Source organism: bacterium, assembly GCA_037131655.1.
Taxonomy (GTDB): Bacteria; Armatimonadota; Fimbriimonadia; order Fimbriimonadales; family JBAXQP01; genus JBAXQP01.
Map to the genome: position 1 here is coordinate 1 of JBAXQP010000001.1, position 20,428 is coordinate 20,428.

Annotated in this window: 20 protein-coding genes and 1 tRNA gene; 14 read left to right on the plus strand and 7 right to left on the minus strand. The window is 48.2% G+C overall.

Features of this window, described 5'->3' with window-relative positions:
- From fliF to WCO51_00025, 5 genes are all read right to left on the minus strand, one after another.
- Positions 1-1,135: flagellar basal-body MS-ring/collar protein FliF (gene fliF / locus WCO51_00005; protein MEI6511644.1), on the minus strand; the 1,135-nt coding region annotated here is incomplete at its 3' end.
- Between the two features lie 52 nt (positions 1,136-1,187).
- Positions 1,188-1,544: a flagellar hook-basal body complex protein FliE gene (gene fliE, locus WCO51_00010; GenBank protein MEI6511645.1), complete on the minus strand. Its 357-nt coding sequence runs from the start codon at positions 1,542-1,544 to the stop codon at positions 1,188-1,190.
- 23 nt (positions 1,545-1,567) lie between these two features.
- Positions 1,568-1,963 carry a flagellar basal body rod protein FlgC gene (flgC, locus tag WCO51_00015; protein MEI6511646.1) on the minus strand — a complete coding sequence of 132 codons (396 nt, stop codon included), beginning with the start codon at positions 1,961-1,963 and terminating at the stop codon, positions 1,568-1,570.
- 28 nt (positions 1,964-1,991) lie between these two features.
- On the minus strand, positions 1,992-2,375 hold the full coding sequence (gene flgB, locus WCO51_00020) for a flagellar basal body rod protein FlgB (protein ID MEI6511647.1): 384 nt from the start codon (positions 2,373-2,375) through the stop codon (positions 1,992-1,994).
- 198 nt (positions 2,376-2,573) lie between these two features.
- Positions 2,574-3,497 (minus strand): site-specific DNA-methyltransferase, encoded by a 924-nt coding sequence (locus tag WCO51_00025; protein ID MEI6511648.1) that lies wholly within the window; start codon positions 3,495-3,497, stop codon positions 2,574-2,576.
- Positions 3,498-3,602: 105 nt separating this feature from the next.
- Between WCO51_00025 and WCO51_00030 the strand changes: the two genes are divergently transcribed.
- The 14 genes from WCO51_00030 to WCO51_00095 all read left to right on the plus strand — a co-directional run bounded on the left by WCO51_00030 (position 3,603) and on the right by WCO51_00095 (position 17,570).
- Positions 3,603-4,493: a glycosyltransferase family 2 protein gene (locus WCO51_00030; GenBank protein MEI6511649.1), complete on the plus strand. Its 891-nt coding sequence runs from the start codon at positions 3,603-3,605 to the stop codon at positions 4,491-4,493.
- A complete protein-coding gene (locus WCO51_00035; GenBank protein MEI6511650.1) occupies positions 4,490-6,724 on the plus strand; it encodes an O-antigen ligase family protein in 2,235 nt (744 codons plus the stop codon). Before WCO51_00030 ends, WCO51_00035 begins: the two co-directional genes overlap by 4 nt.
- A 333-nt stretch (positions 6,725-7,057) precedes the next feature.
- A tRNA-Gln gene (locus WCO51_00040) sits at positions 7,058-7,128 on the plus strand.
- Positions 7,129-7,192: 64 nt separating this feature from the next.
- Positions 7,193-7,738, plus strand: coding sequence for an HAD family hydrolase (locus tag WCO51_00045; GenBank protein MEI6511651.1), 546 nt, complete (start codon positions 7,193-7,195; stop codon positions 7,736-7,738).
- A 105-nt stretch (positions 7,739-7,843) separates the two neighbouring features.
- Positions 7,844-8,557: a phosphate signaling complex protein PhoU gene (phoU, locus tag WCO51_00050; GenBank protein ID MEI6511652.1), complete on the plus strand. Its 714-nt coding sequence runs from the start codon at positions 7,844-7,846 to the stop codon at positions 8,555-8,557.
- Positions 8,550-9,230: a YggS family pyridoxal phosphate-dependent enzyme gene (locus WCO51_00055; GenBank protein ID MEI6511653.1), complete on the plus strand. Its 681-nt coding sequence runs from the start codon at positions 8,550-8,552 to the stop codon at positions 9,228-9,230. Before phoU ends, WCO51_00055 begins: the two co-directional genes overlap by 8 nt.
- A 60-nt stretch (positions 9,231-9,290) precedes the next feature.
- Complete coding sequence (locus WCO51_00060; protein ID MEI6511654.1) at positions 9,291-9,704, plus strand: cell division protein SepF; 414 nt, start codon at positions 9,291-9,293, stop codon at positions 9,702-9,704.
- A gap of 108 nt (positions 9,705-9,812) precedes the next feature.
- Complete coding sequence (locus tag WCO51_00065; protein ID MEI6511655.1) at positions 9,813-10,574, plus strand: NAD(P)-dependent oxidoreductase; 762 nt, start codon at positions 9,813-9,815, stop codon at positions 10,572-10,574.
- A 232-nt stretch (positions 10,575-10,806) separates the two neighbouring features.
- Positions 10,807-12,282, plus strand: coding sequence for a porin (locus WCO51_00070; GenBank protein MEI6511656.1), 1,476 nt, complete (start codon positions 10,807-10,809; stop codon positions 12,280-12,282).
- A gap of 55 nt (positions 12,283-12,337) precedes the next feature.
- Positions 12,338-13,186: a PstS family phosphate ABC transporter substrate-binding protein gene (locus WCO51_00075; protein MEI6511657.1), complete on the plus strand. Its 849-nt coding sequence runs from the start codon at positions 12,338-12,340 to the stop codon at positions 13,184-13,186.
- A gap of 74 nt (positions 13,187-13,260) precedes the next feature.
- A complete protein-coding gene (pstC, locus tag WCO51_00080; protein MEI6511658.1) occupies positions 13,261-14,814 on the plus strand; it encodes a phosphate ABC transporter permease subunit PstC in 1,554 nt (517 codons plus the stop codon).
- The gene (locus WCO51_00085) at positions 14,811-15,851 is read left to right on the plus strand and encodes a PstA family ABC transporter permease (protein MEI6511659.1); all 1,041 of its coding nucleotides are present in this window, start codon (positions 14,811-14,813) and stop codon (positions 15,849-15,851) included. The genes pstC and WCO51_00085 overlap by 4 nt, the downstream gene beginning before the upstream one ends.
- 43 nt (positions 15,852-15,894) lie before the next feature.
- Positions 15,895-16,659, plus strand: coding sequence for a phosphate ABC transporter ATP-binding protein PstB (pstB, locus tag WCO51_00090; protein MEI6511660.1), 765 nt, complete (start codon positions 15,895-15,897; stop codon positions 16,657-16,659).
- Between the two features lie 176 nt (positions 16,660-16,835).
- Positions 16,836-17,570 carry an SDR family oxidoreductase gene (locus WCO51_00095; protein ID MEI6511661.1) on the plus strand — a complete coding sequence of 245 codons (735 nt, stop codon included), beginning with the start codon at positions 16,836-16,838 and terminating at the stop codon, positions 17,568-17,570.
- Between the two features lie 245 nt (positions 17,571-17,815).
- On the opposite strand, the gene WCO51_00100 is transcribed toward WCO51_00095, so the two are convergent.
- On the minus strand, positions 17,816-19,459 hold the full coding sequence (locus WCO51_00100) for a ribonuclease J (protein ID MEI6511662.1): 1,644 nt from the start codon (positions 19,457-19,459) through the stop codon (positions 17,816-17,818).
- A gap of 128 nt (positions 19,460-19,587) precedes the next feature.
- Positions 19,588-20,373 (minus strand): hypothetical protein, encoded by a 786-nt coding sequence (locus WCO51_00105; protein ID MEI6511663.1) that lies wholly within the window; start codon positions 20,371-20,373, stop codon positions 19,588-19,590.
- Positions 20,374-20,428: the final 55 nt, after the last annotated feature.

A 20,428-nucleotide genomic window follows, 5' to 3' on the forward strand; every position in this document is an offset into this window, starting at 1 on the left:
GCCATAGTTTGAGTTCCGCTGTGGCTTCAGGGGTAATACTTTCATCTAAGAAGACCGCCACAGAGAGCTGATCAACTTTGCCGAGAGCAGATTTTGTTTCGCGGATGATGTGCCCCGTAGCACGGCTGCTTGTCTTTGCAGTTCGCACATATCCGCCGCCTTCAGTAGTTGAACTAGTTGTGGTTATTCCGCCAACTGAGGCAGGGGGGATTGCGCCAATCACACCCGCCGGTGTTGCGCCACCCTTTTGCATCGTTTCTTGCTCTTCTGCTTCGGAGGTTTTCGGACCAGCGATCCCTTCTTCTCGATGCTCGCTCATCTGATCGAAGTTTAATTCAGCTCGTACCCAAACAGTGGACTTGCCTGCACCAAAAACGGTATCGAGGTGCTGGCGGATTTGGGATTGTAATTCTGCAGCATAGTTCACTTCAGCATCATGCTTGGTGCTGGCTATTCCCATTCCGCCTTCTTTGGCCTGACTGCCATCCCAAAGCGGTCTACCATCGCCGTCAACGACTGCAACGGTGGATTCACTTATTCCAGGAACACTTCGGCAGACGATGAAGACAAGTCCTTGAACTTGCTCACCTGTAAGCTGCTGGCCGGTTTTTGTGTGTACAACGACCATTGCGCTTGCTTGTTTTTCATTATCAGCAAAAGGCGAGTCAGATCCCTGATTAATAATCACACGAGCAGAATCAACCGGCCCCAAATGTTGGATCGTTTTCTGCAATTCCTCTTCGAGCATTACACGGATTTCTTGTTTCTGCATGTCCTGTGTCTGCCCGAAGGGCATCTTCTCCATGCGGTAATAGCCCAAAGCGGATTGAGAAGGGAGGTTATCTTTAGCTAGGGTGATGCGCATATCATCCCGGTTCTTGCTCGGCACTTCAATCGTAGTGCTATCGTTACTTAGGCGATAGGGCACCTTTTGGGTCTTTAAGCGATCGACAATGGCTCCTGCGTCTGAAGGGGCTAGACCGCTATAAAGCACTGCCCAGTCAGGCGTGCTTGCCCAAAAGCCGACCGATACCAATAGAACTAAAAGGCCAACGCCTCCGACTAGCGCTATCATGCGGCTAGTCGGGTTCATTGTCTGCCACCAAGCTTGTATCCTGGCGGTGAGTCCGTTCATAAATTAAGCTCCCGTCTCTAACGTTTCAAAAATAAGTTGAGATTAAATCTCACTAAACCTGCATGCGGCTAATTTCTTGGTAAGCCTCAATAATCTTATTGCGGACCTGCACGGTGAGTTGTAAAGCGGTGTTTGCGCGTTCCATCGCAAGCATCACCTGGTGAAGCTCAACCGGTTTGCCTTTGGCAAAATCGGTAACCATCGCAGCGCTCTTTTGCTGTGCTCCATTAATCTGTTCAAGCACATTGCTGAGCATCTGGCCGAAATCTTGATTTCCTTCAACCTTATTAGTCTCAGCCCCGAGTCTGGTTATCGATTCAATCCCCCCCGGGCTTGACGGTGAGGTTAATCGCTGAATCGATGATCCAGCAGTCGGGCCTGTCAGTCCTGTAATCGATTCAATTCTCATAGCATTCCTCCGAGTCTAGTTTCCTAGACTTTCCCAATCTCCAACGCTTTTAGTACCATAGTCTTGGCGGCGTTGAAGGCAGTGACATTGGCTTCATAGGCTCGGCTTGCCGCAATTAAGTCGACCATTTCCGTTACCGGATTGACGTTTGGCATACTAACGATGCCGGTCTTTTTGTCGGCAAGCGGACTGCTGGGGTTGTATTCTTCACGAAACGCCGAGCTGTCTTGAACCACCCCGCCTACTCGAACTCCCCCCTGACCAGTCTGTTGAAATACAACAGACTGGCGACGATAAGGCGTCCCAGCAGGAGTGATAACAGTGTTGATATTCGCCAGGTTAGTGGCGATGGTGTCCATTCGAAAGCGCTCAGCCGAAAGGCCGGACGCGCTAATTCCTAACGATGAGACTAAACCCATGTTGCTACCTCCTTATGGCCAGAACTACCTATCGGCTTTGCCCCGTGATGACAGTCAGCAATTTCTTGAACTCTCTACTGGAGAATTCGCCAAGTGCGGAATATCGCAATTCGGTATCAGCCAAGTTGGCCATCTGCGTTTCGACATCGACATCGTTACCATCTGCACGAGCCGGACCGCCCGATGGGAACATCATCCCCAGGCGTCCTGTATGGGGCAATTCAGGCAAGTCGCCTGACTTAACCGCCTCGCCCATGGCTGTGTCGAGGGTGTCGACGAATGAAACATCAGAAGCCTTAAAGCCTGGCGTATTGGCATTTGCCAGATTGTTGGCAACGACGCGTTGACGTTTGGATGCTCCGTCTAACGCCTGTTCCAGCCGTATAGACGGCATAAAAAGCCGCTGTAGCATAAGCTATTCCTCGTACTTTCAAAGTCACCATCCATGATAATGGGGCCTGTGAGGCCACCTAAAAAAGCTCGCCATCCTGGCAGGCTTGAACGTAAACCTAATGTAATTTCTCAAAGCTGGTTTGCTAACCTACGTGTAGATTATTGGAAGTCTTGGCAGGCAAATTTAGGGGTAAAAGCGGAATGCGTTGATTATTCTTCAATAACTTTTGAATTCGATTACCTCAACAGTAAAGTCTGGGGTAGGGATTCCTAAGCGGCCATTACATGCCAAACGCTCGATTGAAAGGTCTATGGCCGTTTTTGACTCGTCGCAGGCAAGCCATCTTCTTGCGAGCCGTTGGGCGACGACTGGGGTAGTACCGGAGCCGCAGAAGAAATCGGCGATGGTGTCTCCCTCATCGGAGGAGGCTAGAAGAATCATCTCTAATAGAGCTTCCGGTTTTTGGGTAGGGTAGCCTACACGTTCTTTTGCCATCGGATTCATTTGCTGGAGGATAAGCACATCGTTGGGGTTCTTTTCGGTATCAAGTTGAGAAATGCGGGCACCAAGAGGATTACGCGCTCGATGAAGTGATTTGGGGGTCCTTGGAGTCTTGATGCGTTCACCATAGAATTTCCAGTCTTTAGGGGAACGGGAATACCACAGAATAGTATCGTGCTTGCGGCTGAATCTTACTTTTGAGGCCCCACCGGTTTGATAGTGCCAAATTAGCTCATTTTGGAAGCAATTAGCCCCAAAAATCTTATCCATCTCCACCTTAATATAATGCACCGCATGCCAGTCCAGATGGACATAAATCGAGCCATTTGGCTTAAGCAATCGTTTCATCTCAGCCAATCGAATGCTAAGCCAAAGCACATAGTCCAGCATCCCGCCATCCCATATATCACTAAACGATCGTCCTACCTTGGCTTCAGAAAGAATATTGAAATCGCGCCCGGTGAAAAAAGGCGGATCAATATAGATCAGATCAATGCATTCGCTGGGAAGTTGGTGCATTAATGCGAGATTATCCCCACAAAAAAGCCGATTAGCGCCGGCAGGGAAAAGGGGTTCCATTGCCGGGTACTGTTCGTTATAACCAAATTCATATCGTATAATTCGATCAGTCATACTCATATTAAGACAATCCGATATCAATAAGTTTACTCCTGTAGCCTAGGCGCAGGGAATAGCTGTGTGAGGTAATCTTGTAGTACGGCAGCAAAGAGGCTATAGTTAAAGTTGGACTTATCAATCAGCATCGTCAATTGGAATACGCGGGATGACCTGAGGCAGGCATTGACCGCTATTTATAACAGTGGCACGAAGGCGAGCTTTGAAGTAATCGTCGTGGATAACGCTTCGACAGATAGCAGCGTAGCGATGCTTGAAAGCGAGTTCCCTCAAGTCCGCGTGATTTCCAACGATGCCAATCGTGGTTTTGGCGCCGCCCATAATCAAGCTTTTAATCAGGGAACGGGCCGATATCGCATGCCGCTTAACCCCGATGCGTTGGTTCAACCGGGAGGATTTGATAAACTCATAGCTTGTGCTGAAAGCGATCCTAAGATAGGGGTTATTGGCCCCAAACTGCTCTATCCTGATGGCTCTCTGCAATACTCTTGCCGTCGATTCCCAAGCATTGGCGCCGCACTCTTTCGGAATGCGCTTTTTGACAAGTTGTTCCCAAAAAATCGGTTTGCAAATGATTATCTGATGCGTGATTGGGACCACAACTCGCATCGCGAGGTTGGCTGGGTAAGTGGAGCGGCGATGCTGATTAGAGGGGAACTGCTCGATAAAGTCGGCGCGTTCGACGAGCAATTTTTCATGTATTGCGAAGATACCGACCTTTGCTTCCGCGCAAGGCAATCCGGCTACAGCGTGTATTATTGCCCTGAAGCTGTTGCGATTCACACAGTTGGCCGAAGCAGTGACGCCGTGCCTAACCGCATGACGCTTCAGCACCATAAAAGCATGTACCTTTACTTCAAAAAGCACACCGCCGAGCAAACCGCCTGGTATATTCGGCCACTCGTGCCCCTTGGGTTATGGATGCGAGCGTTTGCGACCATTGGACGCAATGTTTTGTATATGATTTGGCGGAGAATAAAGCGGGAGAAAGCTCGATGAAGGCGCGTTTTAATTGGGTTTTGGTTTGCTTAGGAATTGCGATAGCCTCACTTATTGGGGGGCATTACTATCTTGGCATCCAACCTGTTGCTCCCGGCTTTGGGGTTTTGCAAGGCTTCTGGGAAGGTGACCTCCAACTGGCCGCCGAATGGTTGGTAACAGTTTTATTGGTAATAGCTTTCTGTTGGGTGATGGTTTCAAACGATGTTATTCGCCGACCAGCAGCGCCGATAGCCTTGCTTTCAGTGCTCTTCTGGTTTTGGATTGTAAGTAGCGCCACTGTTGCGAAGCAGCCCTATGCGGCATCTCTTGAAGCTGCAAGATGGGGAATTGCGCTTCTTACTTTATTCGTTGTAGTCGCTTTGGCTGGTCGAGGTGAATTTGCCCGCGCCCTTATGGTTACAATTGCTATTGTCGGCACTCTCTGTGCGTTAAAGGGCGTTTGGGATTTTGCCCTTTCGGCTTATGGCGATCCGGGCTATCGGGCATTCGGCCCTTTCTTCAACCCTGATTACTTCGCAGGCTTTCTGGTAATGAGCCTTATGGTAACACTTGGGCTTCTTGCCGGAGCATTGGGTGTTGGCCGAACACTCTTTGGAACGATGGCGACCGCACAACTTTTCGCGTTGCTTTTAACCGGCTCTCGATTCGGTCTTGCTTCCTTTATATTGGCCTTCATTATGTTCCTTTTCACCCTCCGTTGGTTCGGCCTCTCAATTAAGCCAATCTTAGCGCGCTCGGCAGCAATTATCGCTATTGTAATATTGCTGGTAGTGCTGTTTACTGCCCAATTTCACGCTTTTCCTGGTTCAAGGCTAGCGAAAGGAGCAACCACCGAAAGTCATTCCGGAAAATTTAGACTTATGACTTGGAAAGGGACGGCGCGTATGATTGCCGCTCAACCGATCCTCGGTCACGGCATCGGCTCATTTCAGTATGCCTACCCAAAATATGCCTTCACTGGCTACACCATGCTAGCCCATAGCAGCTATATGCAATTGAGCGCGGAAACCGGCATTATGGGACTTTTGCTCTTTCTGGGATTGATAATAGCCTGGTACGTGTTTGTATTGCAGCGTGAGAAGACCCCTCTGAACACAGCTTCTGTCACGAGCATAGCGATGCTTATTGACGACCCGCGAATCTACAGGGCAGCTGTTATTGCTGCTATCACAGGCGCATGTGCGCGTAATCTTGTAGATTCAGACCTCTCAATATTTGCCAACCTTATCACTTTTTGGGCATTAATCGGACTTGGTTTGAGCCTATCGGTCGATGCGATTGCAGCCAGCTTTTTGCCAAGGGGCGTGCGTTGGTTGGCAGCTTCTATCTTGGGGTTATCAGTCATTACTTTCTACTCAACCGTTGGAATTGCCTCAATTTACGCAGGGCAAGCTGATTGGGCTTATCAACAAGCTTTTAAAGGTGAAAATGCTCAAGCGCTGCTTGAAGATGCGCGCAGCAATATAGAGCGGGCGATTGTTTTAGATAGCCACAACTCGGAATATGAAATGGAATTGGGAGATGTGCTTCTTATGCAATCTTCGAATATCCAAGAAGCGCAGCGAGTATCAGTCCCTCATTACCAGCAGGCAATCAGGCTTCAACCAAGCCCAAAGACCTATACGCGCTATGCCTCGCTTCTGGAATATCTCGCAAACAATACCACTTCTCCTGATGTCCGAACTCAAAATTTAGAAATCGCTATTGAATCTCTCAAGAAATCGCTTGAATTCAGTCCAAATGATGTGGGGAACAAACTTCGACTTGCCCATATCTACGAGCGGTCGGGTTCTCCAGTTTTGGCCTATGTTGCGTATCAAGAGATGGTTAAACTAGAAGCCAGTCCCGCCAATCAAATACAAGCCACTCCTGAGTTTGTTGAAGAGCGTTTTGGGGAAGCCTATCTCAAGCTGGCTCAAAAAGCGATTAGTCAAAACGACTACAAGACAGCAATCCCGTTGTTGGAATCGGCAGTCCGCATCTATGAAAAGTACTGCATCATCACTCGCCCTTTGCTGAAACGCTTTTTCGAAGCTGGGCGCCCAAGTATCGCCGGCTACACGTTAAGCCGTGATAGTGAGGCGATGGAAAACTATCAAAAATCTCTTGAAGCATTGAAGTCAGCCTACATCACCCAAAATCAACCGGAAAAAGCGCGACAAACAGATGAACTTTTGGAGAAGAATAAAGCAGATCATGCTCTCCTAAAAGCCCCCTCAACCCAGTAAGATATCCTTCAACCGCACTAATCTACTCTCAGAAGAAGCCCTAATATAAAAAAAACGGGTCAGTAATTTACCGACCCGTTGAAGAAGGAGACTTCTAACTATTTTATGAGTGCTATAAAATTCGCATGATCCTGATAGTATCTCAAAACCGATAACCACCAATCTCCTGCTTGTTCTATATATATAATATGACGACTCAACCAGAAAAAGTTCCATGAATTTGCATTATTCATAGAATTATCCTATTTATTCCAATCTTCATCTGCCAAATCAGTGGACAACGGAACAGGAGCTTGACGGGTAGTGAGCCTGCAGGTATAATTCTACTCGCGCTGCCGGGTCGTTCAATGGTAGGACAACGGTTTTTGGAGCCGTCTATCGTGGTTCGAATCCACGCCTGGCAGTCCTCATCACCTTCTAAAACGGCACTTATTAATCCCTAATTCGGGCGTAGGCAAGGAGAATTCAATGGAAAATACGCAAAAAACTATCTTCCTTGACCGAGACGGGGTCATTAATGAAGACCGCATCGAATATGTGACTAACCTAAGCGAACTAACGATTTTCCCCTTTGTCCCCGAAGCGATTGCTCGTCTCAATCGTGCCGGTTATCGAGTGATTGTCATTTCCAACCAGCAAGGCATCGCCAAAAAAGTTGTAACGGAAGATGATTTGAAAGCGATTTCCGAGAATATACAGAAGACAGTCCAAAAATCAGGCGGAGAAATTGCACATTTCTATTACTGCAAACACCTGAAAGAGGATATGTGCAACTGCCGGAAGCCAAAAGCTGGACTTATCCTTCAGGCTGCCCTTGATTTTGGGATAAAATTAGAGGGTTGCTACCTCATCGGCGATACCGAAAAAGACCTCATTGCCGCCCGATCTGCAGGCTGTACCCCCATTCTTGTACTCAGCGGGCACACTCAGCCCGATATGATCCCCAAGTTATCCACACAACCGGCCTATGTCGCTGCTAATTTGGCGGAAGCTGTTGATTGGGTTCTTCAATAAAAGTAGATTTGTATATTTATTACTGCTTAAACTTCAATAAGACTTGCGGCTAGTTATCTGGTATGCTAAAATATAAATGTTTTCATTTTAATTGGATGAAGTGACATGTTACATACTCGTCAAGCGTTTGATAACGAATTACAGGCTTTGCAACAAGAGCTTCTCGAAATGGCTAGCTTTGTTGAGCAGATGATCAATGATGCTGTCGAATCTCTTGCACGCCAAGATCCCGCTCTTGCGCTTCAAGTGATTATCCGAGATGATATCGTTGACGAATTGGATATTGATATCGAGCAGCGATGTTTGCGTTTGCTTGCTCTTCAACAGCCCATGGCGATCGATTTGCGAATTATTGGAACCGCCATGAAGATGATTACGGATATTGAACGAGTGGGCGACCACTCAGTTGATATCGCAAAAGCTGCCCGAAAAATTATGAAAGAATCCCAACCTGAGATGTTGGTCGATATACCTCGCTTGAGTGTGATGGCTCGAGCAATGCTGCGTGAAAGTTTACAGTCTTTCGCCAAACGTGATTTAGACCTGGTTAAAAAGGTCTGTGATGAGGATGACGATGTCGACCGCTTGTATCGCGAGCTTCGCGAGCAGTTGCATGATATTATGCGAAAAAATCCCGATTTAGTTGTTCAAGCATCTTGGCAGCTTATGATTGTTCATTATCTTGAGCGCGTAGCTGACCACGCAACCAATATCGCTGAACGGGTCGCATTTATGGAGACCGGCAGACTCGAACAATTAGCTCGTACCCATCGAACCGACCAATCAACTGGCTCTGCACTATCTGAATCTGATGAGTGATGTGGTTGCAAATCTGGAGAATGTGAAAGCTCAGATCGCACGCGTTTGCGATAAAGTCGGGCGTAATCCTGAGCATGTAACGCTTGTTGCGGTAACCAAGCAGATTGATAATGACCGGATAATGGAAGCATATAATGCTGGTCAACGGGATTTCGGGGAAAGTTATTGGCAAGAAGCCAGGCATAAGCTCGATGCTTTGCCAAAAGACATTAGGTGGCATTTTGTAGGGCACCTTCAAATGAATAAAGCGCGCTATGTTGCGGGGCGGTTCGCGCTTATTCAAAGTGTTGACAAAGAGGATTTAGCAGCAGAGCTGTCGAAGAGGGCTATTGCACAGGGTATTAACCTGGCAATTCTGCTAGAAGTAAATATCAGCGATGAAGCAAGCAAGTCCGGCGTTAAGCCGGAAATTACGCTTGAAGTTGCAGGACGTATTGCTGAGATGCCTGGGATTGAGCTGAAAGGGCTGATGGGGATTGCGCCTATCGGCACAACAGGAGATTTGGCGAGGCCTTGTTTTCGGAAGCTGCGTTCACTGTTTGATCAGCTTCCTGTGGAGAACCGCCAGATTCTTTCCATGGGTATGTCGGATGATTTTGAAGTAGCAATCGAAGAAGGATCGACAATGGTCCGCATTGGGACGGCCATTTTTGGGTCACGGCAAACAGCTTAGAAGGGATTCTGCCGCGCGGCCATCGAAATATTATAGATGAGTATATGGAGGTACTTGATCATGGAAGAACCAATCGAACGTAGTAGTATTATTGCCCGAATTAAGGGCTGGATTTCACCGGGTGCAGAGTATGAAGAGGAAGAACTTAGCGGATACGAAGCAAAGCCTCCGCGATCTTCACTTCGCTTACAGCAAAACCACCCCTATCATGTTGCTGTCCGAAAGGAACTCAACAGCATAGAAGACGCACGCATTGCTGGTGATGGGCTGAAGGAAGGTTCTCAGCAAATTATCAATCTGGTGAACACAGAACCAGCGTTACGCGAGCGCGTTATCGATTTCTTGACAGGTGTGGTCTATGCGCTTGAAGGCAGAGTAGAGAAGATTGGCGACAATATCTTCCTATTTGCTCCTCGACAAGCGATCGTCGATATGACCCCGGGGCAGCATCGTTATAGAACTGACCCGAATTAGAATATAGGAAAGATCAAAACGCAAATACCGCGCCCTGCAGGCAAGTTGCCTGCTGTGGTGTGGTTTTGCGCGTAATCTTGATCATATCTGTCGCAGGAGGCTTCTTAGGTGCATATTAAGAAGGTTTTAATTACTGGATCATCTGGATATTTGGGCGGGTTTGTCGTGGACCGCTTAGCCGAACAATACGAACTTACCCTCTTCGATAAAGTCCCACCAAGAGAACAGCATCAGAAATTCCGCCATATCATTGGCGATATCGCTTCCTTTGAAGATGTGTGGTCTGCTTGTGAAGGGCAAGATGCGGTTGTCCACCTTGTAGCTTTAGTTCGAGGTCGCGAGCATGATCCCCTCAATAAGTTCGTTGATGTAATGATCAAGGGAACCTGGTTCATCGCGGAAGCTTGTGCTAAGCTTGGGGTCAAGCGACTTATCAACATTTCCAGCATCTGCGCTTCAGGCGTTATCCCTAAGAGTGAAGATAAACCGTATCGTGTCGGCGAGCCTTGCATCGTAGGCGGGGCTGATTACTACTCCCTCGCTAAATATCTTGCCGAAGAAGCCGCATCGGCTTATGCCAAGGACCACGATCTCAGCGTTATCCACCTTCGTCCAGGTGTAATTGATGGGGATGGCGCAAATCATTCTGTTACCGAACCCAATAACGATTGCAAACTCTGGTTTCAGTACGTTGACCCGCGTGATATTGCCCAGGCAATCGAAGCGGTTCTCGAAACGAACCTGAAAATGGGAACCTATAATATCGTCGCCGGACGAGAGGACTCACTTTACGATTGGAAATCCGGTGCGGCTGATTTTGGTTATAATCCAACCCACAACTGGCCGCAAATCCCCGACAGAGGCAAATAGTTCTAATTCTGAAAAGCCCCCTTTGACCACCACAGGGGGCTTTTTGCTATCAGTTTTATAGTAACCCAAATTCAACTTGTTCTTGGCAGGATATGAGATTTTGTTGCACTCGAATAGGCTTACTTCTGCTTGAGCAATTTCTTAACATTCCCTTAACATTCCCTTAACATTCCCTTAACATTTCCCCTGTAATCTAAACATGATACGATAGATTAGATTTAGGAGGAAAAGTATGCAAAAGAAAGTATGGTTACTGTTATGCGCTTTATTAGTTACCACAGTAGCTTTCGCTGAGGGGCAGGCAACAACGGATAATGCCCAGGCAAAGCAAGATGCGGTAAAGCGTTTAAGCCAGTCAGTTAAGCGTTTGAGAGCAGTTCGCGAGCGCTTAGCAAGTGTTAAAGATGCTGTTGTTGTTACGAACTTAAATGGGACAGTAGACGAAAGCGCTGCCGAGGGTAGCGAAGTGAATTCCTCAGATGAAACGACTACAACCCCATCAACCACCGGTTCCAACGATGACCTGAAAGCTCAGGTCCGTTCTTTGAGCGAAGAAGTTACAAAGTTAAAAGATGACATTGAAACTATCATGGGAACGCTCGAAGGTATCAACGAAGGAAATACGTTGACGACAGCAAATGTAGCCGCGCTTCAGAAGACGAAGATTACAGGCTATATTCAAGCGCAGTGGATGGATACGGAAGAGTTCCCTGGAAAGACCACAAACGACGGTTTTATGATCCGACGTTCTCGGCTTAAATTTGCTCACACCTTCAATGACTATTTCATGGGCGTTGTACAGGCTGATTTTGGTAGTGGCACTGATAAAACGAGTTCTTTCTTAAAGGATGCTTACATTGTTTACAGCCCCACGCCAGCAGTTGAAACAGCCGGTTTAGCATTTACTGTTGGTCAATTTGACGTTCCTTTCAGCTACGAGAAAATTCGGTCATCAAGTGAAAGAGAAATGCCCGAACGTTCACTAATGTATGACACACTCTTGGCCGGTCAAAGAGACCGCGGTGGGATGGTCACATGGGGACCCAAGCCGAATTTGACAATCGACGCCGGGTTTTTTAACGGCCTAACAGTCGAAGACCCTCAGATCAAAGGCTCAACCTATCGCCTCTTGAACAGCCAGCTGGCCTTTATCGGCCGTGCCGTCTGGTCGCCGATTCCTACCATGGACATTGGTGTTTCCGCCCTGCTTGGCGATCGTGCAGGGATAGCAGTGGTAAAAGGCACGACCACCTGGTATGACACTAACGGAGACAAAATCGTCCAAACGGGCGAAGTAAAAACCAGCGCTGATACACCTGCAAGACCTTCCGCGACCCGCGCGCTCTATAACATTGAATTCCGAAAAACCAGCTTATTCGGAAAGCCTGGCGATACGATTAGAGCCGAATACCTGTGGGGTAAAGACCGCGTTCCCAGTGGTCCAACGATTGCCTACCAGAGCGATGTTCAAGGCTGGTATGTTCAGTACCTGCATGACTTTGGCACGCGCAATACTCTCGCCGTGCGATATGACGCATGGGACCCGGATATTCACAAATCCAACAACGAAACCAAAACCTTCGGCATTGCCTGGCTCCATTACCTAAGCGAAGCCGTAAGAATAACCTTTGCCTGGGAACATCCTGATGAGCCCGGCGCACAAGTTGATAACGACCGATTTACCGCTCGCGGTCAGTACAAGTTCTAGTTTCGACAGGCTAAGGGGCAACAACCCCTTAGCCAATTCAAAAAGGATTAAACAAATGAAAACACTTTTCGGATTAACCGTGATCGCAGCTTTGGCTGTAGCATTATTCGCCGGCCAGCCGGCATTTGCCCAAAAGGGCAGCCTCGTTATTAAAGGCTCAGACACCATGGTACTGCTAGGGCAGGCATGGGCTGAAGAATACATGAAGTCCCACCCTGGCGTAAATATTTCAGTTACAGGTGGCGGCTCCGGTGTTGGCATCGCAGCGTTTATTAACGGAACCTGTGACATCTGCCAATCATCCCGAACGATGAAGAAGAAGGAAATCGATTCGAGCAAATCACGAAACCGTGAGCCTTATCGAACGATCGTTGCCTTAGACGGTCTTTCTTTCGCAGTCAATTCCAATAGCCCTGTAAAGACATTAACGGTTGACCAGATCAAAGGCATCTACTCCGGCGCAATTAGCGATTGGAGCCAAGTCGGTGGTAAAGCCGGTCGTATCGTTGTGCTTTCTCGTGATAACAATTCAGGGACCTACAGCTATGTAAAGGAAGTTGTTCTTAAAGGACTTTCTTACCGTTCTGATGCCCTATTCATGCCCTCGACTAAAGCTATACAACAGGAAATCACCAATAATCCGAATGCGATCGGTTATGGTGGCGAGGCATATTTCCGTGGTAAGCGAAACGTTCAAGTTCTATCAGTTTCACCCGGACCCGGCAAGGCGGCAGTTCTGCCTTCAGATAAAACCGTTCAATCCGGCAAGTACCCAGTCTCCCGTCCGCTTCAGTTCTACACCAACGGTAAACCCAGTGGTGTGACTGCGGACTTCGTCAAGTTCTGCCTGAGCCCAAAGGGACAGGCCCTCGTGACCAAGGTTGGGTACGTACCACTTCCTTGAGTAAATGCTAGTTATTGCGGCGGCGATCGCACGGCTGACGCCGCCGACTTTTTAAGCCGGCCAAGGAATAAGCGATGCAAATAAATCGCAAGAAACGAAAAATACATCTTAAAGAATGGCTAATCGAGCGTTTCATTTTCGTCAATGGAGCGCTTTCTATCATCATAATTTTGCTGGTGTTTATTTTCCTTTTTAAGGATTCGATGCAGGCATTTACACGAGAGCACACCTATGGATGGGAAATCGCCGCATCTAGCCCGACATCGGAAGGGACTTCTCCATTAGCAATTAAGCACTTAGTAGGAGCAGTTCCGGGAGGCAAAGAGGGCGAAGATGAGTCGGATGAAGCCGCTGAAGATTATTCGGCAGTTGATACCGGCGATAAGGTTACAGTTGCTTTTTCTCTCACTAAGCCAGGGGGCGGGGAAACTCTTGTTGGTTCGGATTGTCGCGCTCCCAAACGGGTTGGCGAAAAGGCTGAACACTTGTTCTATGTCTATGCCACCGAGTTATATGAGGGAAATACGATCAAGCTGACCTGGAAACCGGATGCCGATTTCGATCCCTCTGACACCCCTTTCAAGTACAAATTGCGCCTAGTTAGAGCGCCTGCCGGGGTTGATTATCAGATGCCTGAAATCGATCTTAGCAAAGGCAAACCCCTTCCAGCCGCCGAAAGGTCAGGCGATCCTTCGGCATCGAATATTAGCTATGAGGGACAGATTAAGCTTCCGGTTTTTAGAGCGACAAGCGATGAGGATCGTTCAAAAGGCTATCTATTCGCTCTTGATGCAGAACCGAGAACGCGTGCTCCTGGATGGTGGTACAACACGGTCAGCATGATTTTCGGGCGCCACTGGAACCCGAATTCGGACTACCCCCAGTTCGGCATGCTGCCGCTCATCTTAGGTTCCCTTCTGGTTACTTTTGGCGCTTTAGTTATCGCCCTGCCTTTAGGTATCTGTACAGCAATTTTCATTGGAGAGATTGCAACTCGTCGTTGGCGGGAGATTTTGAAACCTGCGGTCGAGCTTTTGGCAGCTGTGCCATCTATTGTCATCGGGTTCATCGGCCTTTTGGTAGTAGTTCCCGCAGTTGCCAAGATGGGACCTTATATCGAATTTGTGATGAACAAGGTCTTCCGCATTGAACTGCATATGGATGTAGGGTTGTCCGCTTTCACTGGTGCGATCATGCTGGCATTCATGGCCATTCCTACGATTGTAACCGTTGCAGAGGATGCCATACGAGCAGTGCCAAAAGAATTTAGGGAAGCATCCTTAGCGCTAGGCGCAACTCAATGGGAGACCATTCGAAAAGCGATTATTCCCGCAGCCCGTTCAGGATTTGTTGCAGCAGCAATGCTTGGCGTTGGACGAGCCATCGGAGAAACGATGGCGGTGGTTATGGTTGCTGGCAATTCACCGGTTATCCCTGCAGGTCTTGCTGGTTTCTTCAAACCTGTTCGCACAATGACAGCCACGATAGCGCAGGAGTTTGGTGAGGTTGTTAATCACAGCACTCATTACTCGGCGTTGTTCAACATCGGTTTAGTGCTGTTCATCATGACCTTTGTCATTAACTATGCAAGTTACCTTTTTGCCAGACGAGGAGTTAGGGGAACATGATGGAGAGTAGCTCAGTAATAGCTTCACAAGTTACTAATGAATGGGTTGAGTCTGTTGATATGAAGTCAATCCAAAGAGCGCTGATGGCTGAGCAAGCAAGCCGTCATGCCAAAAAACGCAAGACTAAGCAGCGTCAAGTATTCATGCTGCTCAGACTGCTAGCGTTTTTATGCATATCACCGATTGCCGGTTTGTTAATTTACCTTATCGTCAGGGGCGCACCTGCGGTCAACTGGACGTTCCTAACTTCGCCGCCGTTAGAAAACATGTGCGCAGGTGGGATTAAACCAGCTATTTGGGGCACGATGCTTTTGGTGAGCTATGCATTACTTTTCGCGTTGCCGATTGGCGTTTTTGGTGCGATCTATTTGAATGAATACGCTCGACAAGGTCGTTGGACGCGAACAATACGATTGGCCATCATCAACCTTGCCGGGGTGCCGAGTATCGTCTTCGGCTTGTTCGGGTTGGGCATTTTCGTACTGACAATCGGTCCCTGGTTTGCTGACCCGAACCTCTTTGGATGGCATTTTCACCCAAAAATTGGCTCGCATGTATTGAATATGGGGTTCGGCGCCTCAATTATTGCGGGCTCGATGACGCTTGCGATTTTAGTTCTGCCTCTCATCATAACCTCAACTGAAGAGGCGCTAAAGACGGTGCCTCGATCCTTTAGAGAGGCTTCATTGGCATTAGGCGGTACGAAATGGCAGACCATTCGCAGGGTAACACTTCCAAATGCATTACCGGGAATTATGACCGGTATTGTCCTGGCTATTGGGCGTGCTGCCGGTGAGACAGCGCCCATTCTATTAACCGTAGCCGTTCTATACCAGGCATCGTCGCCCGCTTGGTACCAGGTAACAAGCCCGACCATGGCGTTGCCCTATCACCTATATATCATTTCCACCCAAGCAACCAGCGTCCCCGACTCATTTCAATGGGGCACCGCTTTTGTGTTGCTAATGGTGGTTTTAGCCTTCAATGCGATAGCAATTATAATCCGCGCTCGCTTCCGCGCTAAACAGAATTGGTAGGGAGCATAGTACATACTATGCAATTTTATTGGAGTGAACTAGCATGACTGAGGAAAATATACGTATCGTAGCAAAGGATTTGGATTTCTATTATTCATCCGTTCGCGCTCTTAAGAGTGTAAACATCTCTATTCAAGAGCACAAAATTACCGCATTGATAGGGCCTTCGGGGTGTGGGAAGAGTACCTTTTTAAGGTGCCTCAACCGAATGAACGATGAAATCCCCGATACACACGCCAAAGGCGAGGTATTGCTGGATGGGAGCAATATTTACGACCGCGATGTGGATGTGGTCAACTTGCGTCGTCGAGTTGGAATGGTTTTCCAGCGACCTAATCCGTTTCCGTTAACAGTCTATGAAAATGTGGCCTACGGGCCGCGAATTCATGGCGTTAAGGACAAGAATCAGTTGGATGAAATCATTCAAACCAGCCTTAAACGCGCTTTCCTTTGGGATGAAGTAAAAGATAAGCTGAAACAATCCGGCCTTATGCTATCCGGAGGTCAGCAGCAGCGTCTATGTATCGCCCGAGTGTTGGCTGTTCAACCGGAAGTGATTTTAATGGACGAACCCTGCTCCGCGCTCGACCCAATCGCTACCTTCCGAATCGAAGAGCTTATTCAAGAATTAAAGGACGATTACACCATTGTCATCGTCACCCACAACATGCAGCAAGCCGGCCGTATTTCGGACTACACCGGCTTCTTTATGATCGGCGAGCTAATGGAATTCGGACCCACCGAACGCCTATTCACCTGTCCACAACGTTCTCAAACTGAAGACTATATCCGTGGCCGTTTCGGTTGATATATGTACTGTACTGCAGGTTCGATGCTTGAACTTTAGTTTGCCTTTCAAACAAATAGCCATTGATTACAACAACCAATGGCTATTTGTTTGTGCTTGACAGCAACATGAGCATTAATGACATTGTATTTGTGTTTTCAGGTTTAATAGGGTACTTAATAGCTTGGAGTGAAATAATGGGTGAGAAGAAGCTGGAAGGTAAAGTCGCTATAGTGACTGGGGCTGGAAGAGGGATTGGGCGTGGGATCGCTGAATTCTTTGCTGAAAACGGCGCTACGGTGGTTATTACCGCTCGAACGGAATCGCAGGTTGAGGCTGTTCGGGCGAAGATATGTAAAATGGGCGGTCAAGTCCTGGCTCTAACGGGGGATATCACGGATGAAGCGTTTGTCGACCGACTTTTTGAAGCGACCGTGCGCGAGTTCGACAAGTTGGACATTTTGATTAACAACGCTGGCATTTACCCCTTTGGCCCGGTCGAGCAACTGCCGATTGCAGATTTTAGAGAGTGCCTAGAAGTCAATGTGGTGGCTGTTTTTAACTGCATCCAGCATGCGGTTCGGATAATGAAGGCTCAGGGTGGAACGGGCAAAATTATCAATATTGGCTCAGTCCGTTCCCACTGGACTGAGGGAGGCGATGCGGGGGCTTATAATGCCAGCAAATACGGATTAAAAGGCCTCACTGAATCGGTTGCGCGTGAGTTGCATGGTTCCGGATTGAACATAGCCGTCGGCATGATGTGCCCAGGATGCGTTCACTTAAAATATGCAGAAACGGATGAGACCCCTGAACCCGGTGAACTCACCCCGAGAATGATTGCCGAAGGCGTCCTTCACGCAGTAACAGCGCCAGCAGGGATTAACGTTTACGACACGACCATTTTCCCGATGTATCAAAAACCCTGGTAACCCTCACCCCTTCTCGTGAAGTCCCTCTCCCACGCTGCGGGAGAGGGAAAAAGTATAAATTAGAAGCTTCTCTCTATGTCATTGCGAGAGATGAGGTATGCCCGTGGCAATCTCCCCCAAGACCCCTTTGTATTCCCCCTTGGAAAAGGGGGAAATCCGGATCCGTGCTTCGATCCGGTCTGAGTTTTGATCTCTGATTTTCACTCCGAGATACGTACTACGCAATACGTTCCCTTTCGCCTAAGCTACATTTCCACGACAACAGGAACGATAACGGGGCGTCGTTGGGCTTTTTTGCGTAGGAATTTTTTGAGGACGTCGGCTAGTTCTTCTTCGACTGCGTTGCTATCCGCGGTTTCTGCAGGAGAAAGCTCGGCAAGTTTGTCCATGATGAGCTTTTTGGCTTCTTCCCATAGACTATCATCTGTGACTGCCAGTCCTTTAATTACGAATTCAGGCTCAGTTAGCACTTCGCCGGTTTCAGCGCTCAACCCGACCAGCACCATGACGATACCGTCACTTGCCAGATGCCGCCTATCTCGAACGATTTCTTCAGGAATTCCACTCCCACCGCCTGAATCGATAAGCACTCGCCCTGAAGGCACTTTTTCACCCTTTTCGATACCTTCAGAAGTGAGGATTAAACGGTCACCTAAATCTAACTGAACAATTTGATCGTTCGTCCAGCCCATATTGAGAGCCATTTCACGGTAAAGATGTTGATGCCGTGGTTCTCCATGAACAGGGGCAAGGTAATAGGGCCGAAGGAGGCAGAGCATGAGCTTGAGTTCTTCTTGGTGGGCATGGCCGGAGGCATGGACGGGGGCTATTTCTGTATAAATGACATTTGCACCCTGTCGGACGAGACGATTAATAGTCTTTCGTATTAAAGATTCATTGCCCGGAATAGGGCTTGCCGATAAAATGACCGTATCGCCAGGCGTGATTTTCATGCGAGGATACTCATCCTGAGCCATTAGGCTGAGGGCTGATAGTGGTTCTCCCTGAGAACCGGTGGTCATAATTAACACTTCGTTAGGCGCATACTGATCGATATCTTGAACTCGAATTCTTAAATCGCTTGGATATTTGAGATAGCCGAGGTCGCGAGCGATTTCGCATGTCTGTTCGATACGCCGTCCAACTACTGCCACTTTTCGGCCAGCATTTTTTGCGCAATCCATCACTTGTTGAAGTCGGTGAATATTAGAGGCAAAAGTAGTGACCAAAACTCGACCAGGGGCTTTGTCGATAATACGCCCAAGTTCTTCCCCAACTAATCGTTCCGACGGCCCCCAACCAGGGCAGTCAACATTGGTGGTATCACTCATGAGCAGCAGGACGCCATTATCGCCCAGACGTCCTAAGAGAGCCATATCGGAGAGCTTCCCGCCAATCGGGGTGAGGTCGAACTTGAAGTCGCCCGTCATCACGATTGTGCCTAATGAGGTCTTGATAGCGATGCTGCAGGTTTCAGGAATGCTGTGGGTGACTCGAACAGGCAGGACTTCAAAAACGCCTACATGGAATGCCTCGCCAGGGATCATCGGGATAAGCTCAGTATTCTCTATCAGCCCTTTTTCCGTGAGTTTATGCCGAATAAGAGCCAGAGTCATCTCCGTGCCATAGACGGGCACATTGATTTCAGGAAGAACATAAGGCAGTGCGCCGACGTGGTCTTCGTGCCCGTGGGTGAGGACTATCCCTTTTACCTCATCCTTATGCTCGATCAGATACTGAATATCCGGAACCACCAGATCAACGCCATAAAGCTCGTCAGTAGGAAAAGCGAGGCCAGCGTCGACAATAAGAATCTGCTCCTGGTGCCGAAGCACCATCATATTCTTTCCAATCTCCCCCACGCCACCAAGCGGAATTACTTCAACCATATCACTCAAAGTCCAACACCTATCCCATAAACATTTTCCCCCATATTACCCTAACAAACAAGGCAGGCCGATAGGCCTGCCTTTGAGGGTTGAAATCAATGGGTTATGTCCCTTAGCTTCTATTTAGCTTAATCAATGAAATTGCCGTTCAACACGCTTGCTTCATAGGTGGCGATGGCTTTTTCTAGGCCGCCTTCGACGAAGTAGATTTTTTGGCGGAAAGTTTCGGTGGCGCCTGGGGCGAGAGTTGGGACTGGGCATTGGTTGGAGTGGATGCACATTAGTCTTGACGCAGAATTGTGAAAGACGCAGCGATAGTTTTCGGATGCGGTTGCGATGGAGCGCTTGCCGTCTTTGGATACGCATACCATCAGCGGATAGTCGGAATAATGGTTCTCGCGGTTTTCACCCCAACAGGCATCCCAATAATCAGTATTTCCGCTTTCAAGATAATCCTTTTTATAATAGACTGAATGAGCTTGTTGAGGTGCGAGTTCTGATAGCGGCATCCATTTGCCTTCGGTTCGAATGAAAATGCGCGTATGATCGCCGCAGGCAAAATCAGGGGATTCCTTCAGATGGCAGCAGTTCTGCACACTAACCTTCTCAAGCATTTCGCGAGAGCGGTTGGTGACATGAACATTCAGCATGAGCGAACTCTCTTCAGCCTTTAAGACGGCTTCCACTAGCGCTTGAGGTTTGAGGTCATAAACCCAGCTAACTCCGCTATCTCTTACTATAAAATCTTGATAGGCCCCATCGGGATTCCAATTCTCCCAAACGGGTCCAACAGCTTCGGGAAACCAGAGCAAAACCGTATTGCCCGGCCACTCATCCGTTCTTATCTGAACTTGAGTAATCCCGTTTTCTCTTCCCTCAGTTTTCTTATCTACTGTAACAAATCGAAACCGCATTTCCGCCTCCTTGATGTAAGATAGCATACCCGCTAAAGCTTCATTCTTTCGTCCG

Coding starts and splice junctions, on each gene's coding strand:
- fliE (MEI6511645.1), bottom strand. CDS start 1,544: ATGAGAATTGAATCGATTACAGGACTGACAGGCCCGACTGCTGGATCA.
- flgC (MEI6511646.1), bottom strand. CDS start 1,963: ATGGGTTTAGTCTCATCGTTAGGAATTAGCGCGTCCGGCCTTTCGGCT.
- flgB (MEI6511647.1), bottom strand. CDS start 2,375: ATGCTACAGCGGCTTTTTATGCCGTCTATACGGCTGGAACAGGCGTTA.
- WCO51_00025 (MEI6511648.1), bottom strand. CDS start 3,497: ATGAGTATGACTGATCGAATTATACGATATGAATTTGGTTATAACGAA.
- WCO51_00035 (MEI6511650.1), top strand. CDS start 4,490: ATGAAGGCGCGTTTTAATTGGGTTTTGGTTTGCTTAGGAATTGCGATA.
- WCO51_00045 (MEI6511651.1), top strand. CDS start 7,193: ATGGAAAATACGCAAAAAACTATCTTCCTTGACCGAGACGGGGTCATT.
- phoU (MEI6511652.1), top strand. CDS start 7,844: ATGTTACATACTCGTCAAGCGTTTGATAACGAATTACAGGCTTTGCAA.
- WCO51_00055 (MEI6511653.1), top strand. CDS start 8,550: ATGAGTGATGTGGTTGCAAATCTGGAGAATGTGAAAGCTCAGATCGCA.
- WCO51_00060 (MEI6511654.1), top strand. CDS start 9,291: ATGGAAGAACCAATCGAACGTAGTAGTATTATTGCCCGAATTAAGGGC.
- WCO51_00070 (MEI6511656.1), top strand. CDS start 10,807: ATGCAAAAGAAAGTATGGTTACTGTTATGCGCTTTATTAGTTACCACA.
- WCO51_00075 (MEI6511657.1), top strand. CDS start 12,338: ATGAAAACACTTTTCGGATTAACCGTGATCGCAGCTTTGGCTGTAGCA.
- pstC (MEI6511658.1), top strand. CDS start 13,261: ATGCAAATAAATCGCAAGAAACGAAAAATACATCTTAAAGAATGGCTA.
- WCO51_00085 (MEI6511659.1), top strand. CDS start 14,811: ATGATGGAGAGTAGCTCAGTAATAGCTTCACAAGTTACTAATGAATGG.
- pstB (MEI6511660.1), top strand. CDS start 15,895: ATGACTGAGGAAAATATACGTATCGTAGCAAAGGATTTGGATTTCTAT.
- WCO51_00095 (MEI6511661.1), top strand. CDS start 16,836: ATGGGTGAGAAGAAGCTGGAAGGTAAAGTCGCTATAGTGACTGGGGCT.
- WCO51_00100 (MEI6511662.1), bottom strand. CDS start 19,459: ATGGTTGAAGTAATTCCGCTTGGTGGCGTGGGGGAGATTGGAAAGAAT.
- WCO51_00105 (MEI6511663.1), bottom strand. CDS start 20,373: ATGCGGTTTCGATTTGTTACAGTAGATAAGAAAACTGAGGGAAGAGAA.